We start from the raw sequence: 16,474 nt of genomic DNA, 5'->3' as shown, positions 1-16,474 counted from the left end.
CGTGTTCCAGGCACCGAAACCCGACATCCCAAATCTCGACGACTTTCTCGCGCACTGCCATCGGCGCCGACACCCTAGCAAGAGCACGCTGATCTACGCTGGAGACGACAGCGACGCGCTCTACTATATTATCGACGGCTCGGTGACGGTGATTATCGAAGACGACGACGGCCGTGAAATGATTGTCGCCTACTTAAACAAGGGCGACTTCTTTGGTGAAATGGGCGTATTCGACGAAGACATCCCGCCGACTCGTAGCGCCTGGGTAAAAAGCCGAACCGACTGTGAGATTGCCGAGATTAGCTACAGCAAGTTTCGCGAACTCCAGGACCAATACCCGGATATCCTGCTGGCCCTCGGCAAGCAAATGGCAAAACGCTTACGCCTCACCACGCGCAAAGTTGGCGACCTGGCCTTTTTAGATGTTACTGGCCGCGTCGCGCGAACACTTCTCGACCTGTGCAAACAGCCAGACGCTATGACCCACCCGGATGGTATGCAGATCAAAATTACCCGTCAGGAAATCGGCAGGATTGTTGGCTGCTCCCGCGAGATGGTTGGTCGCGTACTCAAAACCCTGGAAGAACAGGGTCTGGTCCACGTAAAAGGCAAAACGATGGTGGTGTACGGCACCCGCTGAGCAGCGGCTGCCGGCACCCCGACCCGTAGCACCCTATTTAGCAAACAGCTCTGCTAATTTTCCCCCGGGCTCTGCCGCGCGCATAAAGGCCTCGCCAACGAGAAAGGCATCGACGTTGTGCTGGCGCATTGCCGCAACGTCGTCAGCGCTGTGAATACCGCTCTCGGTAACCACAATACGGTTCTCGTCAATTTGTGCCAGCAGCGAGAAGGTGTTGTCCAAGCTGGTCTCAAAATTGTGTAGGTTGCGGTTATTGATGCCGACCAAGCGATTGCCGAGCGGCAAAATACGCTGAAGCTCCTCGGCGTTGTGTACCTCGATCAACACATCCATTCCCAACTCGTGGGCCAGGGCATTGAGCTGCGCTAGCTGCGCATCGTCCAATGCGGCTGCTATTAACAAAATACAATCAGCTGCAATCGCCCGCGCTTCGTAAACCTGATAAGGGTCGACAATAAAATCCTTACGGATCACCGGCAGCGAACAAGCCTCACGCGCCTGCTGTAAATATGCCTCGCTACCTTGAAAAAAATCGGCATCGGTCAGCACCGACAAACAGGCAGCGCCGCCTTGTTCATAGCTTCGAGCAATCTCCGCGGGATGGAAGTCTTCGCGGATCACGCCTTTGGAGGGCGACGCTTTTTTGATCTCTGCGATAACCGCCGATTGACCCGCCGCTAACTTAGCCTCCATGGCGGCAACAAAACCTCGTGGCTGCGATGCACTGGCTATCTCCGCTTGCAGCTGGGCGATGGGGCGCCGCGCACTGCGCTCGGCCACTTCTTCAAATTTTCGATCAATGATACGGTTCAAAACCGTTGGTGTTGTCATTGCGTCATACCCTGTGTGAAGGCCGCTAGCTCTTGCATTTTTTCCAGCGCACGACCGCCGTGAATCACATCTTCAGCGAGGGCCACCCCCGCCTTCAAATCGCCGGTAACACCGGCGACATACAGCGCCGCCCCCGCATTTAGCGCGATCATATCCGCGGCTTTTTCTGCAGCGGCAGAATCCCGCTTGCCCAGCGCATTGCGGATCAATGCCAACGACGCTTCACTGTCGTCCACATCAAGACCAATCAAGCTCTGGCTTTCAATACCCGCATCTTCCGGCTGTAGACGGTATTCGCGAATCTCACCGTTTTTCAGCTCCGCCACCTGCGTTGATGTTGCCAAACTGATCTCATCCAAGCCGTCGCCTGAGTGCACCACCATTACGTGCTCAGCACCCAAGCGCCCCATCACCTCGGCTAGCGGGCGACACAAGTCGGCACTAAACACACCCAGCAGCAGGCGCTTAACCCCTGCCGGGTTGGTCAGTGGGCCAAGAATATTAAAAATCGTGCGCTGGGCCAGTTCCTTGCGCGGGCCAATGGCGTGTCGCATCGCACTGTGGTGGTTTACGGCAAACATAAAGCCAACACCCACCTCGCGTATGCAGCGCGCGACCTGTTCGGGTGTCAGATCAAGCACAATACCCGCTTTCTCCAGCAGGTCGGCACTGCCACTGTTTGACGACACAGAGCGGTTACCGTGCTTAGCCACATGCGCCCCGGCAGCAGCTACCACAAAACTACTGGCTGACGACACGTTGAACAAGTTGGCGCCGTCACCGCCGGTGCCAACAATATCGACCGCGTGCTCGACTCCCTCGATATCGACTGGCGTCGCCAGCTCTCGCATCACCCGCGCAGCACCTTCTATTTCGTCAAGGCTTTCGCTTTTCATTCGCAGGCCCATCAGGAAGGCGCCAATCTGCGCATCGCTGCACTGCCCGGTCATCACGGCGCGCATCACATCGGCCATCTCATCTGTGGTCAAATCAAGCTGTTTAACCACTCTCGCCAGTGCCGCCTTAATGTCCATTTTCTCACTCATGCCTTGCGCTCCAAAAAATTGTTCAAAAGTTCACGCCCCTGTGCACTCAGGATGGCCTCCGGGTGAAACTGCACCCCCTCAACATCCATACTGCGGTGCCGCAAACCCATAATTTCGTCGACATTCCCCTGCCCGTCCTCGGTCCACGCAGTCATCTCCAGACAACTGGGCAGGCTGTGCTTTTCGACCACCAGAGAGTGATATCGCGTCGCAACTAACGGCATGTTCAGGCCTGCGAAAACCCCTTCACTGCGGTGGTAAACCGCAGAAGTTTTGCCGTGCATGACTTGTCGCGCACGCACCACCTTGGCACCAAATACCTGGGCGATGCTCTGGTGCCCAAGGCAGACGCCCAACACCGGACACCTGCCGGAAAAGTGTTTGATCGCCGCCATCGAAATGCCCGCCTCATTCGGCGTACACGGCCCGGGAGAAATCACCAGATGACTCGGCGACATTTCCGCCAGGCGCTCAATGCTCAACTCATCATTGCGATACACTGCCACCTCAGCTCCCAACTCGCTGAGATATTGCACCAAGTTGTAGGTGAAGGAATCGTAGTTGTCGATCATTAACACCACAACAGCAGCGCACCTCAAACAGTTCGTGATTGGCAATAGGCAGGGCCTACCGAGCAGGGCATTGTACGCAAGGCCGCTATCTAAAACACCTAGGCCGAATGCTTTGACCCACCAGCATTTTGTGATAGTGTACTAGTACATGAATACGACGCGCAAGACACAAGATGACCGTCATCGGCAGGAACTGCTAGAACACCTCTTTGCCGCAACATCCGAAAGTGAGTTAGATCAGCGCTTAAACGATCTGCTCACACCGTCGGAGTTCAGCGAGGTAAGCAAGCGGCTACAAATTTTCAAGCTGCTCGATGCCGGAATACCTCAGCGCCAAATCGCCGAGCAACTGGGTGTTGGCATTGCCACCGTCACCCGTGGCTCACGCGCCCGCAAACGACACTCCCGAGGCTAAGCACCGACATCCTATGAGCCAACTACCCCCTCGACTGCGCCTGCCCCGCAAGCCGCATTACATTACCATTAGCGCCGACTGCGATTTTTTTAAACTGTTTAAGAAAATCGAGAAGCGCTACGACAACTGCTTCTATCTGGAGTCGCTCGGCGAGGACAGCCATATGGCCCGCCACTCCATTATCGGCTTCGACCCCGAGCAGCTGCTCTACGCCAACGGCAACACGCTCACTATTGAGGAGCGCGACGGCAGCAAGGCCGATTACCCCAGCGACAATCCCTATTCCCTGCTCCGGGAAATCGTCCCGCAGGACATTATTTCTCGAAAATACGCCGGCGGCCTCACCGGCTATCTCGGCTACGACGCGATGAATTACTTCGAGCCCAGCCTTAGCATCCAGAGTAGTGAGCTGTTTGATGCCTTTCGATTTGGGCTCTTTAAAGATGGCTTGATCCTCGACAAGATGACCGGGGAACTCATTTATTTTTACTACCACGACAGCCGCCTGGATGATGTTGAAGCCCTGCTCGCCGAAGACGATGTCGCAAACGGCCCCTTGAAAATATATTCCTGCGGCGAAACCATGAGCCGCGACGATCACCGCGCCGCCGTCATGAAGGTGAAGCAGGACATTATCGACGGCAAAATTTTCCAGACGGAAGTCGGTTTTAAAAAGCGCTTTCGCCTCGAAGGCGACACCATCAATATCTACGAGGAAATGCGTGAAATTAACCCCTCGCCGCAGATGTACTACGTAAAATTCGGCGAGCAAAAACTGATCGGTGCCAGTCCCGAGTTGTTGTTTAGATTGCGCCAAGGCGAGATGGAAACCTTCCCGCTGGCGGGCACCACCCGGCGCGGCGCCGACCCACAAGAAGATACCGCACTGGCCCGTGCACTGCTCAACGACCCCAAAGAAATCGCCGAGCACAATATGATTGTCGACCTGCATCGCAATGATATTGGTCGTGTGGCCCAGTTTGGCACGGTGAAGGTGCGCAGCCTGATGGACATTAAGCGCTTCAGCCACGTGCAGCATATTTCCAGCGAAATTGTCGGCATTATCGCCGAGGGCGAAGACATGTTCTCGGCCCTGCCCAGCAACTTCCCGGCGGGAACGCTAACCGGCGCCCCCAAAATTGAGGCCATGCGGATCATCAACGAACTGGAAGGCGACGGACGCGGCCCCTATGGCGGCGCGGTCGGGCACTTTTCATTCAACGGGGACTGCACCTTTGCCATCCCCATCCGAACGGTATTTGCCAATGGCGAAGAGGCCTATGTGCAAACCTGCGGCGGCAATGTGTACGACTCCAACCCCGACGATGAATACGAGGAAATTCGGCGCAAGTTCGCCGGCACCAAAAAGGTCCTGGATAAATTTATGGTCGATGACCGCGAAGGAGGCGAATCGTGAAAGTCCTCATTATTGATAACTACGACTCCTTCACCTACAACCTCTACCAATATATTGGCGAGATATTGAGCAGCGAAAAGAGCCGCGGGCGGCTCGACGACTTTCGTATTGTCGTTAAACGCAACGACGAATTAAGTTTGGACGAGATCCGCCAGCTCGACGCCGACCGCATTATCGTTTCACCCGGCCCGGGCTCGCCGGATGACGAACACTACTTTGGCGTGTGCTCACAGGTGATCGCCGAGCTCGGCAAGCACACTCCGCTACTCGGCGTCTGCTTAGGTATGCAGGGCATCGTCCATGTATTCGGCGGCAACGTGGTCAAGGCGCCACTGCCCATGCATGGCAAAATCAGCCCGATTAACCACAATGACCAAGGCATGTTTGCCAATGTCCCGGACCAGCTGGAAGTCATGCGCTACCACTCGCTGATCGCCGAGGCAGAGTCTCTACCCGATTGCCTGCAAGTCACTGCGCTAGTCGGCGACATCCCGCCCAATGCCTTTAGCGACCCCAGCCAGGTGCGGCGCGGCGGTGAGTTCGAAATTATGGGGGTTCAGCACCGCGAACACCCAATCCATGGCATTCAGTTTCACCCCGAGTCCTTTGCGACCGAGGGCGGTAAAGAGCTGATTCGCAATTTTCTGTTTGGCGACCACTAGCCCAAGCGAGCACGGCGGCTGCAGGGTGGTATTGGCCCTTCAGCCGCCCCGTCGATAGCCCCACCCTGTCACGCCTTCTGCAAAGTACCTACGCCGTTATCTGCGACACAAACGCGCCCTCCGTGTCATTAAACTGCCACAGTTTTGCTCTACCTTTCGCGGCCTAGTGAATCTTTGCCTAAGGCCTGCTGCCCCCAGGCAGACGGGCCAGTAAAAGGAGTAGACAGGTGACACAGCCACCCCTTATCAAGAGCCGCCGCGACGTGCTGCGCGCAATGTTTCTCGGTGCCGCCGCCGCTGGCCTCGCCGCATGTGGTGGCGGCTCGAGTCGCAGCACAAGCAACACCACGCCAGATAACGGCGACACACCCCAGCCACCACAACCGCCCGTTCCCCCGGCAACCGAGCTGCCGCTGTCACCCGGCCCGCTAGCCAATATCGGCGACTTATTCACCTCTGACGTTGACGACATATTGATTCCCGAAGGCTTCTCCATACGCCGCGTGGCCCGCGCCGGCTTCTCGCCATCACTCAACTTCACGCTCTGGCACAGCAACCCCGATGGCGGGGCGGTGTTCCAAAGCGACGACGGCGGCTGGGTTTACGTATCCAACAGTGAATCCACACCTGGCGGAGTGGGTGCTCTGCGTTTTGATGCCAACGGCAGCATTACCGACAACTACCGCATTCTTAAAGATACCCGCAACAACTGCGCAGGCGGCGCGACCCCCTGGCAAACCTGGCTGTCCTGCGAGGAAGTCCGGGATGGCCTGGTGTACGAATGCGATCCCTTTGGCGATGCAGACAGCGCCGTGGCTCGGCCAGCGCTGGGAATTTTCAACCATGAGGCAGTGGCCGTAGACCTGCCCACTCGCACCGTGTATCTCACCGAGGATGCCGGCGATGGTCGGCTCTACCGCTACACCGCCTTGGGAGATGCCCCATCGATGAATGGGCGGCAGGGACTCAACTTGAATAACGGCCTGCTGGAAGTGCTGGAAATCGAGGGCTTCGAAAATGGCGGTTATCAGGACGCACTCAGCGAGGCGCGACGGTTGCACAAGGTGAAATGGGTGGAAGTCCAATCGCCCAAACGCCCCCAGGCTGACGTTCGCGCCGACATTGCGTCAACCGGCGCCGGTGCACCGGGAACCGTCTTCAAAGGCGGAGAGGGAATATGGATACAAAGCTTTACCGACGGCCGCACCGTCGCGGGCAGTAGCCACCCTTTGCGGGCGGTGGTGTTCTTTGCCTGTAAAGGCGACAACCGGGTATATGCCTTGGATATCGACAACGATCTTATCGAAGTCGTATTCGACAACGAACAGCTCACCGCCGTTGACGAAACCCCCTATGACGATGTCGACAACCTGGTTGTCAGCCCCGCCGGCGACGTTATCGTCGCCGAAGATGGCGATGCGATGCGCTTGATGGTAATGGTCCCCAATGCCAATGCGAAGATCTTGCTGCAGGTCCCCGGCGGTAAAAGCGAGCTGACTGGCCCGGCATTTACCGCCGATGGCAGCCGGCTGTACTTCAGCTATCAGCGCGGCCCGGTAAATTTCGGCATACCGTGGTTTGGCACAACCTACGAGCTAACCATTCCCGAAAACTTCCGCTAGAGCCAAGCCCAAGTGGGCGTGTAAACTGGTGGCTTTGAGCACGCTATGCACGCCCTCTACTCCATTGGCTACGCAACAAAACCGCTAGAGGAATTTTTGCGCCAACTGCGGCAACACCGCATTGATGCCATTGCCGATGTTCGCTCTGTTCCCTACAGCCGCGCCTTCCACGACTACCACCGCGAACCACTGGCAAAGCGTTTGCGAGAGGCAGGCATTGCCTATGTCTATTTGGGCGAGGAGCTGGGGCCTCGCTCAAAAGACCCCGCGCACTACAACGAGCACGGTCAAGTGCAATTCAGCCGCCTGCAAACAGCGGCGCTTTTCCAGCGCGGTATCGAGCGAGTATTTAACGGCCTGAACAAGCCTATGCGCATTGCACTGATGTGTGCAGAAAAAGACCCGGCAAGCTGCCATCGCAGCCTGTTAATTGGCCACCACCTTCTCCATCAACACACTGTGGACACCCTGCACATTGGCCACGACGGCGAACTGGAGAGCGAGGATGAGTTGGAAAACAGGCTGATAGAACTCAACGGCATTCAGGCTGATATGCTCACCCCAGCGTGTGAATGCCGATCATTGGCGTGGCAGGCTCAGTGCCGGCGCTATGCCTATATCAAGCCGCAAAATTAACGCAGCGACCCAAAATCATCCACCAGTAGATCGGCTCCGGCCTCGGCAATCGGGGCGCCGTGGTTATAGCCGTAGCTAACACAGGCAGCAGGCATGCCAGCGGCGTGGGCAGCGTCTATATCGTTAGAGGAATCGCCCACCATTACAGTATTGCCCGCGGCGACGCCCAGCCGCTCACAGGCATGCAGCAAAGGCGCGGGGTCGGGTTTTCGCTGGGCAAGTGTATCGCCCCCCACCACCACCGGCAGTAACGACTGCAGGCCAAATTCCGCAAGAATTGGGTGCGTAAAACGCTCGGGCTTATTCGTGACGCACGCCAGTTTGATACCGGCTTGCTGCCAGTATTCCAGCGCCGCTATCACGCCCGGAAACAGCTGACTGCGGGAGCTGCTGTCCTCGGCGTAGGCCAGATAAAATGCATCTAACAAAACACCGTGCGGCACTGGCGGCCCCGAGCGCTGGGAAGTACTCTCCGCCCAATCGAGCGCGCGTTCGACCAGTTTGGCAGCGCCGTTGCCCACCCATGTTCGCACCCGCTCCTCCCCCGCGCCGGGATAGCCACAGTGAATCAAGGCGGCATCCATTGCGGCAGCGAGATCGGGCACCGAGTCCACCAAGGTGCCATCGAGGTCGAATAAAATAGCCTTCAGCGGCGCCTCGCCGAGCAACTGCTGGAGCTTCATACGCTGGCCAGCTCGCTGCGCATATTGTCGATCACTGCGGTGTAGTCGTCTGCATTAAAGATCGCCGAGCCCGCAACGAATGTATCGGCACCTGCGGCGGCAATCTCGGCAATATTCTTAGCGGAAATTCCACCGTCTACCTCAAGGCGAATGTCGCGACCACTGGCGTCGATTAGCGCCCGCACTTCGCGGACTTTATCCAGGGTAGAGGGAATAAATTTCTGCCCGCCGAACCCTGGGTTCACCGACATCAGCAACACCATGTCGAGCTTATCCATGACGTATTTCAATACGTCTGGGCCTACCGCTGGGTTCAACACCAAGCCGGCTTTACAGCCCGCATCGCGAATCATTTGCAGCGATCGGTCAACATGGGTGGAAGCATCCGGATGGAAGGTGATAATACTGGCGCCCGCCTCGGCAAAATCACCGATCAAGCGATCCACTGGAGACACCATCAGGTGCACATCAATCGGCGCCTTAATACCGTGATTACGCAGGGCCTTGCAGACCATCGGGCCGATAGTCAGATTGGGGACGTAGTGGTTATCCATGACATCGAAATGCACGACGTCTGCGCCAGCCTCGAGTACCGTGTCGACCTCTTCGCCCAGGCGGGCAAAATCAGCAGAGAGAATTGAAGGAGCTATCCAGTAATCGGCCATAAAAATTCCATTAGCTATAGGGGAAATAACGTGTCCTAGTTTACGCAGAGCGCAGGTAGGCATCCAGTTCAGCGAGCCGTTGCGGCGTTCCAATATCCCACCAGCGCCCTCTATGCAGCCTACCTCGCAGGCTGCCCTGTGACATAAGATTTTGCATAATCGGCTTTAGCGGCCGTCGACCCGCCGCGAGCCCGGCAAAACACGCAGGCTGCCAGACACTGATTCCCGCAAAGGTATAGCGCGGCGAGCCCGATTCACTCAGTTTGCCATCGGCACTCAGGGAAAAGTCGCCGTCGGGATGATGGGGCGGATTCTCTACCATTAGCAGCTCCGCACTCTGTGGCCGGCATGACAAAAAATCCCCAAAGTCGACATCACAGAACACGTCACCATTGATCAACAAGAAAGGTTCCGAGCCCAACAGCGGTAAAGCGTTAATGATACCCCCGGCGGTCTCCAGTGGCTCACTTTCCACTGAGTGGCTGATCTGCAAACCGTAGCGCTCGCCGCGCCCGAGGTAGTCGCATAGTTGTTCAGACAGCCAGGCACTATTCACCACAACATCGGCAAAGCCGGCGGCGGCCAGTTTCTCTAAGTGATAGTCGATCAGCGGTTTGTCGGCGGCGGTCAGCAAGGGCTTGGGGCAGTGGTCCGTCAACGGCCGCATTCGCTCCCCCAGCCCCGCGGCCAGGATCATTGCCTTCACAAGCTAACCTCGCGGAACCACGACTGCCGACGCGCCAGAGGCAACAGGGTGTCGCTAAACCACGCCACAAATTCGCGGCAGTCCTCGTATTGCTCCGCCACGCTAAGGGTGTAAGCCATCACCAGGGGAAGATCATCGAGATACGCCGACTTGCCGTCCCGTAATTTGAGGCGAGCAAAGATGCCCAACACCTTGATGTGGCGTTGCAGGCCCATCCAGTCGGCGTCCCACAAAAAGGCGTCTTCGTCAGGCACCGCGATCCCCGCCGCCACCAATTGTTGGCGGTACGCCAGCAACCAGGTTTTTACAGAAGCCGGCGGCCAGTGCACGTAGCAGTCGCGCAGCAAGGACATGACGTCATAGGTGAGTGGACCGCGCACCGCATCTTGAAAATCAATCAGCCCTAACTCGCCATCGTTCAACAGCATAATATTGCGGCTGTGAAAGTCGCGATGGACAAAGCCCTGCGGCTGCGCCTCGGCGCGCGCGGCAAGGCGATCAAACAAGCGCGCCAGCATCTGCCATTCGGCATCGCTCAGCGAGTGGCCCAGCAATTGCTCGACAAACCAGTGGGGAAACAGTGCCATCTCTTCCAGAAGGCGCGCGCGATCGTAGTCCGGCAGATCGCCGTCGGCCAGTGGCATCGACTGCATATTTAGCAGGCAGGTAAAGGCCTCGCGATAGTAGCGATCGGCAGCATCTATGGAGTCCAGGCACGGCAACAATAGCTGGTCGCCAAAGTCTTCCTGCAAGAGAAAACCGCGCTCCAAATCCCAGCCCAGCATTCCAGGAACCCGCAAGTTGGCGGCCATCATACGCTGCTGAACCGCGATAAATGCCGGATTGTCTTCTTTCTCTGGCGGCGCGTGCACGGCAATAAAATGCATGTCGCCAGGCAAGCTCAGGCGGTAGTAACAGCGGAAGCTCGCATCCCCCGACACCACCGACAGCGTCGCGGGCTCTTCAGGGGGTAGGCCTAGCTGCTGCAGGCTCCAACGTTTCAGCTCGTCAGCTATCTGTGTCTTATCTGCTGTCATCAAGGGCGAGAATTTTCGTCAATATCGCTGTGAAACGGGCATCCTAGCAGAGAATGCTTTATTATTCGCCTTCGCCAATTCAGGCCTACAGCAATAAATATTAAAGCCAGTATCGCATGCCCGTGTTCCGCACTCTCATACTGCTGATGATCAGCAGCTACGGCGCCGCCAGCCTCGCGCAAGGCGCGGCAGAACAACGCTGTGGGCCGATCAGTAGCGAACAACTGGACGCTGACATCTCCCAGCTGCCCGCCTACTACCAGCACTGGAACTGGCTACCTCAGGAATACCTGCCCGAATCGGTGCGCTGCAATATGGCGCCGGGCTGCGCCGGTCGCTTTGTGGAACCCGCTCGCGACTGGAGCGGTTCGCAGCTAAGCCCTACTGAGGCGCCATTAGTCGTCTCCGCCGATACCATCGAGTCGGTGGGTGACCGCGCCACCATGTCCGGCGACGTACAACTGCGCAAAGGCAATCTCAGCCTGGACGCCGGCTATGCTCGCTACCGACGCAGCGACAGCAGCGTGATGCTGCGAGACAGCGTAGTGCTGCGACAGCCCGGCTTTATGCTGCGCGGCCAAAGTGCCGAGCTAGATACCAATCAGGGCCTGGGCGAACTGCTCGAAGCAGAAATTCTCAGCTATCAAACCGGCGCACGAGGCAGCGCCGCGCGCATAGCACGTCCCGCCTTCGACCGCTTTGAACTGGAAGCGGCCAGCTATACCCAGTGCACACCCGACAACGAGACCTGGTCACTGCACGCCAAAAGCATCGAGCTGGACTACGACAGCGGCCGGGGGGTAGCGCGCGGCGCAACCGTGCGCATCTATGATGTACCGGTGTTCTACACCCCGTATTTAAACTTTCCCGTTGACGACCGCCGCAGCACCGGCTTTCTGTTTCCGACGCTGGGCTTCTCCAACAATAGCCTGGATATTTCGACCCCCTACTACCTCAACCTCGCGCCAAATTATGACCTCACCCTGGCACCGCGCTATATCGAGACCCGCGGCGAAGCTTTAGAGGGGGAGTTTCGTTACCTGAATAAATACTCCGAGTGGTCCATCAATGGCAGCTATTTGCCAGACGACCAAACCAAGAAAGATGATCGCTGGCTACTCGGTATTGCCGAGCAGGGCTTTATGGGTGAGAGCTGGTATAGCAAGGTCGATTACACGCGGGTAAGCGACGACAGCTATTTCGACGACCTCGGTCTCGCTAACCTCGCCGTTAAGCGCAGCACCCACCTCAACCAAAAAGCGGAACTGGGCTATCTCGGCGACAATTGGAGCGGGCATTTGGAAGTGCAGCGCTACCAAACCATCGCCGCCGTTGACGACCCCTACCAAAAACTTCCACAGCTGACCCTCAACTATCAATCACCGGCGCGAAACTTCCAGTTAGAGCCCTCGCTGGAATTTGAATATTCGCGTTTTGATCACCGAGATGCGGCGAGCGACGGCGGAAATAAAATTACCGGCCAGCGCGTATACGGTGCGGCTGGGGTCAGCCTCCCTATGCGCTGGCGCTGGGGCTTTATCGAGCCGGCGCTGAAAAGCCGCCACGTCGCTTACGAACTGGAAGACGCCGACAAGATCGGCGTCAACGACAACCCCAGCGCCAGCTCTAATCAGTTGAGTGTCGACGCCGGCTTATTTTTTGAGCGCGAACTCCAACTAGCGGACAAGGCGCTTACCCAAACGCTAGAGCCACGCATTTACTACCGCAATGCAGAATACGAAGACCAGAGCGATCAGCCGGACTTTGACAGCGCCGCGTTAACCTTTACCTACCAGCAGCTATTTCGCGATACCCGCTTTACCGGCCACGACCGCCTTGGCGATGCCGATCAATTGGCGATTGGCGTGAGCAGCCGCTTTATCGATAACAATCTCGGCAGAGAATTTCTCAGTTTTAGCCTCGGCCAGCTCTACTATTTTGAAGAAGGCCGCGTTCAGCTACCCGGCGACCCCGAGCGCAAAAGCAGCAACTCCGACATTGCCAGCCAGTTGCGCTGGTCGCCGAGCAATCGCCATAGCGTCAATGCCGACCTGCTTTACGACGCCCGCCAAGGCACACTCAATCAAAGCAACCTGCGCTACCATCGACGCAATGACGACGGCAGCGTCATCAACCTCGGCTACAGCATTCGCCGCGAAGGCAACCAGTTTGGCGGCCTGGAAAATGATGTACGGCAGGTAGACGCCTCAATCGCCATGCCGCTGAACAACCAGTGGAAGCTGTTTGCAAAAACCCAATATGATTTGGAAGATAACCGCTCGGTCGAGAACCTGATTGGCGCGGAGTATCAAAACTGCTGCTGGCTGACGCGGATTGTCTATCAGCAGGCACTGGAACCCGATGACAATAGCAGGTCTAATACCAGTGACACTGAAACAAATTCTGCCATCTTAGTTGAATTTCAGCTCAAAGGGCTGGGTGGTCTGGGCACGGCCGTTACCAGCGTACTTAAAGAAAGCATCCTTGGTTACCAATCGAATGAATAAACTGAAAACACCCCTGCTCGCTTCCCTGTGCATGCTGCTGTTTAGCGTGGCTAGCCACGCCGAAACCCAGTGGCTGGACCGCATCGTCGCTATTGTCGACGAGGATATTATTCTCGCCAGCGAAGTGGATGAGCGGCTCACCAGCGTCCAGCAAAACATTGCCCGCTCCGGCCAGCAAGGGCCACCGGAAGATCAGCTGCGCCGTGAAATTCTCGACCTGCTGATCCTGGAGAATATCCAGTTACAAATGGCCGACCGCGTCGGTCTGCGCATTGACGACGAGCAACTCACCGCTGCCGTTGGCCGCGTGGCCGCCAAAAACAATATGACGCTTGAGCAGTTCCGTCAGGCCCTGCTCGACAGCGGCGCATCGTATCGCGATGTGCGCGAGCAAATACGCCGCGAAATGCTTTTGCAACGCGTGCAGATGGGCAACGTTAACCAGCGTATTCAAATTACCGACCAGGAAGTCACCAACTACTTAAACTCAGAAGAAGGCCGCGCCCGCACCTCACCCGAGTATCGCCTGGCACACTTATTGGTGCCGGTAGCGTCTGATGCCAGCGACGCCGATCGCGAGCGCGCACGTCAACAGGCCCAGCAACTAGCGGCCAAACTGCGCAAGGGCGCGGACTACACCAGCCTCGCCCAAGGCAGTGTCAACGCCAGTGACCTCGGCTGGCGGCGTGAGACCGACCTGCCCTCGCTGTTTGCCAGCGTGGCACCCAATATGAGCGACGGCGGCGTGTCAGAGCCCCTGCAAAGTGCCAGCGGCTACCACGTCATTCAGCTACTGGAGAGCCGTGGCCTTAACGAGACCGTCGCACAAACTCGCGCCAGCCACATCTTGTTAAAACCATCGGCGATCCGCAGCGAGGCGCAGACCCTCAGTCTGGCGAAAGAGCTGCGCCAGCGCGTGCTCAATGGCGACTCCTTCCGCGACCTCGCCAAGGAGTACTCCGAAGACATCGGCTCTGCCCAGGAAGGCGGTGACTTGGGCTGGACATCACCGGGGCAATTGGTTCCCGAGTTTCAGCAAGCCATGGAAGACACCGCCATCGGCGATATCAGTGCGCCAGTGAAAAGTGACTTTGGCTGGCACATTATTAAAGTGGTGGACAGACGCCAGCAAAACGTCAGTCAAGACCTGCGCAAGCGCATGGCTCGCAATGTCTTGCACGAGCGCAAATACCAAGACGAACTGGATATCTGGCTGCGTAAAATCCGCGCTGAAGCTTACGTCGATATCAAGCTCTAATGTTGCCGCGTATTGCCATCACGCCGGGCGAGCCTGCAGGGGTTGGCCCGGAGCTACTTATTCAAATTGCTCAGCAAGAGTGGCCAGCAGAGTTGGTGGCCTACGCCGACCCAGCGCTGCTCACTGAGCGCGCCTCGGCGCTGGGCTTGCCCATCTCGCTCAGCCCCTTCGACGCCGCATCACCCCGCCCCCATCAGCCGGGACACATCAGCATTGCCCCCGTTGCGTTAGCGGCACCGGCGCAACTGGGGGTATTGAATACTGCCAACGCCGACTATGTTTTAACCTGTCTGCGCGCGGCAACCGATGCCTGTTTGCACGGCGAGTGTCAGGCCATGATGACGGGGCCGGTGCAAAAATCGGTCATTAACGACGCCGGCATCGCCTTCAGCGGCCACACAGAGTTTCTCGCCGAACGCTGCCAGGTAGAAAAAGTGGTGATGATGCTGGCCAGCGCCGCAATGCGCGTGGCGCTGGTGACAACCCATCTGCCGCTGAGCGCCGTGCCAGCGGCGATCACCCCCCGTGAACTGGAGCGCACCCTCGATATTCTTCATCGCGAGTTGCGCGAACGCTTCGGCTGCCAACAACCGAGAGTATTAGTGCTGGGCTTAAACCCCCACGCTGGCGAAGGCGGCCACATGGGACGAGAAGAAATAGAGACGATAGAGCCGGTATTGGCGAGCTATCGCGCCAAAGGCTGGCAACTGATTGGCCCGCTTCCCGCCGACACGGCCTTCACACCGCGCCACCTGGAACAGTGTGATGCGGTATTGGCGATGTATCACGACCAAGGGCTGCCGGTACTGAAATATCAGAGTTTCGGCCAAGCCGTTAATATCACCCTGGGCCTGCCCATTATTCGTACCTCTGTCGACCACGGCACGGCACTGGACCTTGCCGGCAGCGGCCGCGCAGACCCAGGCAGCATGGCAACAGCCATGCGCTATGCTATTGATATGGCCGGCCACGCAGCGAGCAACACACTATGAGCACTCATCGCGCCCGCAAGCGCTTTGGCCAAAACTTCCTGCACGACCGCGGTATTATTCAAGGGATCGTGCGTGCGGTTACACCGCGAGAAAATCAGCGCTTACTGGAGATCGGCCCTGGCCAGGGCGCCATCACCGCCGAGTTGCTCGCCAGCGGCTGCCAACTGCATGTTATTGAGCTGGACCGGGATTTGATCCCGATTCTGGAAGAGAAGTTCGCAACCCGCGACAACTTCCACCTGCACGAAGGCGACGCACTCAAATTTGATATTGCCGCGCTGGCTGGCGATGAACCACTGCGGGTGGTCGGCAACCTCCCCTACAATATTTCAACACCGCTGATCTTCCACCTGCTCAGCGCCCAGCACCGCATTACCGACATGCACTTCATGCTGCAAAAAGAGGTTGTTGACCGCCTGGCCGCGCAGCCGGGCAGCAAGGCCTACGGACGGCTCGGTATCATGGCGCAGTATTACTGCGAGGTAGAGGCCCTGTTTGATGTGCCCCCCGAGTCGTTTTCGCCGCGCCCCAAGGTGATGTCCTCCATTGTTCGACTCACCCCACACAAAACCCTGCCCTGCCCGGCAGACGACGTTAACGTCTTGCAGCGGGTGCTCAGAGAGGCCTTTACCATGCGCCGCAAGACGCTGCGCAACAACCTCAAGAACACCCTCAATGACGAGCAACTGCAAGCGCTGGGTCTCAACCCCGGCGCTCGCCCCGAGACACTCCAGTTGGCAGACTTCGTCGCCATTGCCAATTATATTAGTCGCAACCCCGCTTAA

At 57.6% G+C, this 16,474-nt stretch carries 17 protein-coding genes; 10 read left to right on the top strand and 7 right to left on the bottom strand.

The features are described 5' to 3' along the window. Position 1: 1 nt before the first annotated feature. Positions 2–640, top strand: a complete 639-nt coding sequence (gene crp, locus AC2Q8J_RS14780; protein WP_027874271.1) for a cAMP-activated global transcriptional regulator CRP — start codon at positions 2–4, stop codon at positions 638–640. A gap of 33 nt (positions 641–673) precedes the next feature. On the opposite strand, the gene trpC is transcribed toward crp, so the two are convergent. The 3 genes from trpC to AC2Q8J_RS14765 are packed head-to-tail and all read right to left on the bottom strand — an operon-like array spanning position 674 to position 3,098. Continuing rightward, entirely contained in the window at positions 674–1,471 is a 798-nt protein-coding gene (gene trpC, locus AC2Q8J_RS14775) for an indole-3-glycerol phosphate synthase TrpC (protein ID WP_486451655.1), read from the bottom strand. Then, the gene (gene trpD / locus AC2Q8J_RS14770) at positions 1,468–2,505 is read right to left on the bottom strand and encodes an anthranilate phosphoribosyltransferase (RefSeq protein ID WP_204996814.1); all 1,038 of its coding nucleotides are present in this window, start codon (positions 2,503–2,505) and stop codon (positions 1,468–1,470) included. The genes trpC and trpD overlap by 4 nt, the downstream gene beginning before the upstream one ends. Before the next feature lie 8 nt (positions 2,506–2,513). Further along, entirely contained in the window at positions 2,514–3,098 is a 585-nt protein-coding gene (locus AC2Q8J_RS14765) for an anthranilate synthase component II (RefSeq protein WP_204996687.1), read from the bottom strand. Between the two features lie 139 nt (positions 3,099–3,237). Between AC2Q8J_RS14765 and AC2Q8J_RS14760 the strand changes: the two genes are divergently transcribed. The 5 genes from AC2Q8J_RS14760 (at position 3,238) to AC2Q8J_RS14740 (ending at position 7,841) form a co-directional block, all read left to right on the top strand. After that, positions 3,238–3,504: a Trp family transcriptional regulator gene (locus AC2Q8J_RS14760; RefSeq protein ID WP_204996686.1), complete on the top strand. Its 267-nt coding sequence runs from the start codon at positions 3,238–3,240 to the stop codon at positions 3,502–3,504. A 13-nt stretch (positions 3,505–3,517) separates the two neighbouring features. Then, positions 3,518–4,921: an anthranilate synthase component I family protein gene (locus AC2Q8J_RS14755; RefSeq protein ID WP_286696125.1), complete on the top strand. Its 1,404-nt coding sequence runs from the start codon at positions 3,518–3,520 to the stop codon at positions 4,919–4,921. Next, positions 4,918–5,583 (top strand): anthranilate synthase component II, encoded by a 666-nt coding sequence (locus AC2Q8J_RS14750; RefSeq protein WP_486451654.1) that lies wholly within the window; start codon positions 4,918–4,920, stop codon positions 5,581–5,583. Before AC2Q8J_RS14755 ends, AC2Q8J_RS14750 begins: the two co-directional genes overlap by 4 nt. A gap of 227 nt (positions 5,584–5,810) precedes the next feature. After that, the gene (locus AC2Q8J_RS14745) at positions 5,811–7,205 is read left to right on the top strand and encodes an alkaline phosphatase PhoX (RefSeq protein WP_486451653.1); all 1,395 of its coding nucleotides are present in this window, start codon (positions 5,811–5,813) and stop codon (positions 7,203–7,205) included. 45 nt (positions 7,206–7,250) lie between these two features. Further along, positions 7,251–7,841, top strand: a complete 591-nt coding sequence (locus AC2Q8J_RS14740; RefSeq protein WP_286696128.1) for a DUF488 domain-containing protein — start codon at positions 7,251–7,253, stop codon at positions 7,839–7,841. On the opposite strand, the gene AC2Q8J_RS14735 is transcribed toward AC2Q8J_RS14740, so the two are convergent. The 4 genes from AC2Q8J_RS14735 to AC2Q8J_RS14720 are packed head-to-tail and all read right to left on the bottom strand — an operon-like array spanning position 7,838 to position 10,932. Then, positions 7,838–8,524 carry a phosphoglycolate phosphatase gene (locus AC2Q8J_RS14735; protein WP_286837916.1) on the bottom strand — a complete coding sequence of 229 codons (687 nt, stop codon included), beginning with the start codon at positions 8,522–8,524 and terminating at the stop codon, positions 7,838–7,840. The two genes, AC2Q8J_RS14740 and AC2Q8J_RS14735, sit on opposite strands and share 4 nt — an antisense overlap. Then, positions 8,521–9,189 (bottom strand): ribulose-phosphate 3-epimerase, encoded by a 669-nt coding sequence (rpe, locus tag AC2Q8J_RS14730; RefSeq protein ID WP_374973783.1) that lies wholly within the window; start codon positions 9,187–9,189, stop codon positions 8,521–8,523. Before rpe ends, AC2Q8J_RS14735 begins: the two co-directional genes overlap by 4 nt. 40 nt (positions 9,190–9,229) lie before the next feature. Beyond that, on the bottom strand, positions 9,230–9,886 hold the full coding sequence (murU, locus tag AC2Q8J_RS14725; protein WP_486452620.1) for an N-acetylmuramate alpha-1-phosphate uridylyltransferase MurU: 657 nt from the start codon (positions 9,884–9,886) through the stop codon (positions 9,230–9,232). A gap of 5 nt (positions 9,887–9,891) precedes the next feature. After that, the gene (locus AC2Q8J_RS14720) at positions 9,892–10,932 is read right to left on the bottom strand and encodes an aminoglycoside phosphotransferase family protein (RefSeq protein ID WP_424144561.1); all 1,041 of its coding nucleotides are present in this window, start codon (positions 10,930–10,932) and stop codon (positions 9,892–9,894) included. A gap of 122 nt (positions 10,933–11,054) precedes the next feature. Between AC2Q8J_RS14720 and AC2Q8J_RS14715 the strand changes: the two genes are divergently transcribed. The 4 genes from AC2Q8J_RS14715 to rsmA are packed head-to-tail and all read left to right on the top strand — an operon-like array spanning position 11,055 to position 16,474. After that, the gene (locus tag AC2Q8J_RS14715) at positions 11,055–13,439 is read left to right on the top strand and encodes an LPS-assembly protein LptD (RefSeq protein ID WP_486451652.1); all 2,385 of its coding nucleotides are present in this window, start codon (positions 11,055–11,057) and stop codon (positions 13,437–13,439) included. Then, positions 13,432–14,697: a peptidylprolyl isomerase gene (locus tag AC2Q8J_RS14710; RefSeq protein ID WP_204996676.1), complete on the top strand. Its 1,266-nt coding sequence runs from the start codon at positions 13,432–13,434 to the stop codon at positions 14,695–14,697. Before AC2Q8J_RS14715 ends, AC2Q8J_RS14710 begins: the two co-directional genes overlap by 8 nt. Beyond that, positions 14,697–15,689, top strand: coding sequence for a 4-hydroxythreonine-4-phosphate dehydrogenase PdxA (gene pdxA / locus AC2Q8J_RS14705; protein WP_286837926.1), 993 nt, complete (start codon positions 14,697–14,699; stop codon positions 15,687–15,689). Before AC2Q8J_RS14710 ends, pdxA begins: the two co-directional genes overlap by 1 nt. Further along, positions 15,686–16,474, top strand: coding sequence for a 16S rRNA (adenine(1518)-N(6)/adenine(1519)-N(6))-dimethyltransferase RsmA (gene rsmA, locus AC2Q8J_RS14700; protein WP_286837928.1), 789 nt, complete (start codon positions 15,686–15,688; stop codon positions 16,472–16,474). The genes pdxA and rsmA overlap by 4 nt, the downstream gene beginning before the upstream one ends.

It is taken from the genome of Spongiibacter sp. C9W (assembly GCF_057370015.1).
The sequence above is the reverse complement of the archived record's forward strand: the minus strand, read 5'-3'. Positions and strand labels throughout refer to the sequence as shown.

Coding starts and splice junctions, on each gene's coding strand:
- trpC (WP_486451655.1), bottom strand. CDS start 1,471: ATGACAACACCAACGGTTTTGAACCGTATCATTGATCGAAAATTTGAA.
- trpD (WP_204996814.1), bottom strand. CDS start 2,505: ATGGACATTAAGGCGGCACTGGCGAGAGTGGTTAAACAGCTTGATTTG.
- AC2Q8J_RS14760 (WP_204996686.1), top strand. CDS start 3,238: ATGAATACGACGCGCAAGACACAAGATGACCGTCATCGGCAGGAACTG.
- AC2Q8J_RS14755 (WP_286696125.1), top strand. CDS start 3,518: ATGAGCCAACTACCCCCTCGACTGCGCCTGCCCCGCAAGCCGCATTAC.
- AC2Q8J_RS14740 (WP_286696128.1), top strand. CDS start 7,251: ATGCACGCCCTCTACTCCATTGGCTACGCAACAAAACCGCTAGAGGAA.
- AC2Q8J_RS14735 (WP_286837916.1), bottom strand. CDS start 8,524: ATGAAGCTCCAGCAGTTGCTCGGCGAGGCGCCGCTGAAGGCTATTTTA.
- rpe (WP_374973783.1), bottom strand. CDS start 9,189: ATGGCCGATTACTGGATAGCTCCTTCAATTCTCTCTGCTGATTTTGCC.
- murU (WP_486452620.1), bottom strand. CDS start 9,886: ATGATCCTGGCCGCGGGGCTGGGGGAGCGAATGCGGCCGTTGACGGAC.
- AC2Q8J_RS14720 (WP_424144561.1), bottom strand. CDS start 10,932: ATGACAGCAGATAAGACACAGATAGCTGACGAGCTGAAACGTTGGAGC.
- AC2Q8J_RS14710 (WP_204996676.1), top strand. CDS start 13,432: ATGAATAAACTGAAAACACCCCTGCTCGCTTCCCTGTGCATGCTGCTG.
- pdxA (WP_286837926.1), top strand. CDS start 14,697: ATGTTGCCGCGTATTGCCATCACGCCGGGCGAGCCTGCAGGGGTTGGC.
- rsmA (WP_286837928.1), top strand. CDS start 15,686: ATGAGCACTCATCGCGCCCGCAAGCGCTTTGGCCAAAACTTCCTGCAC.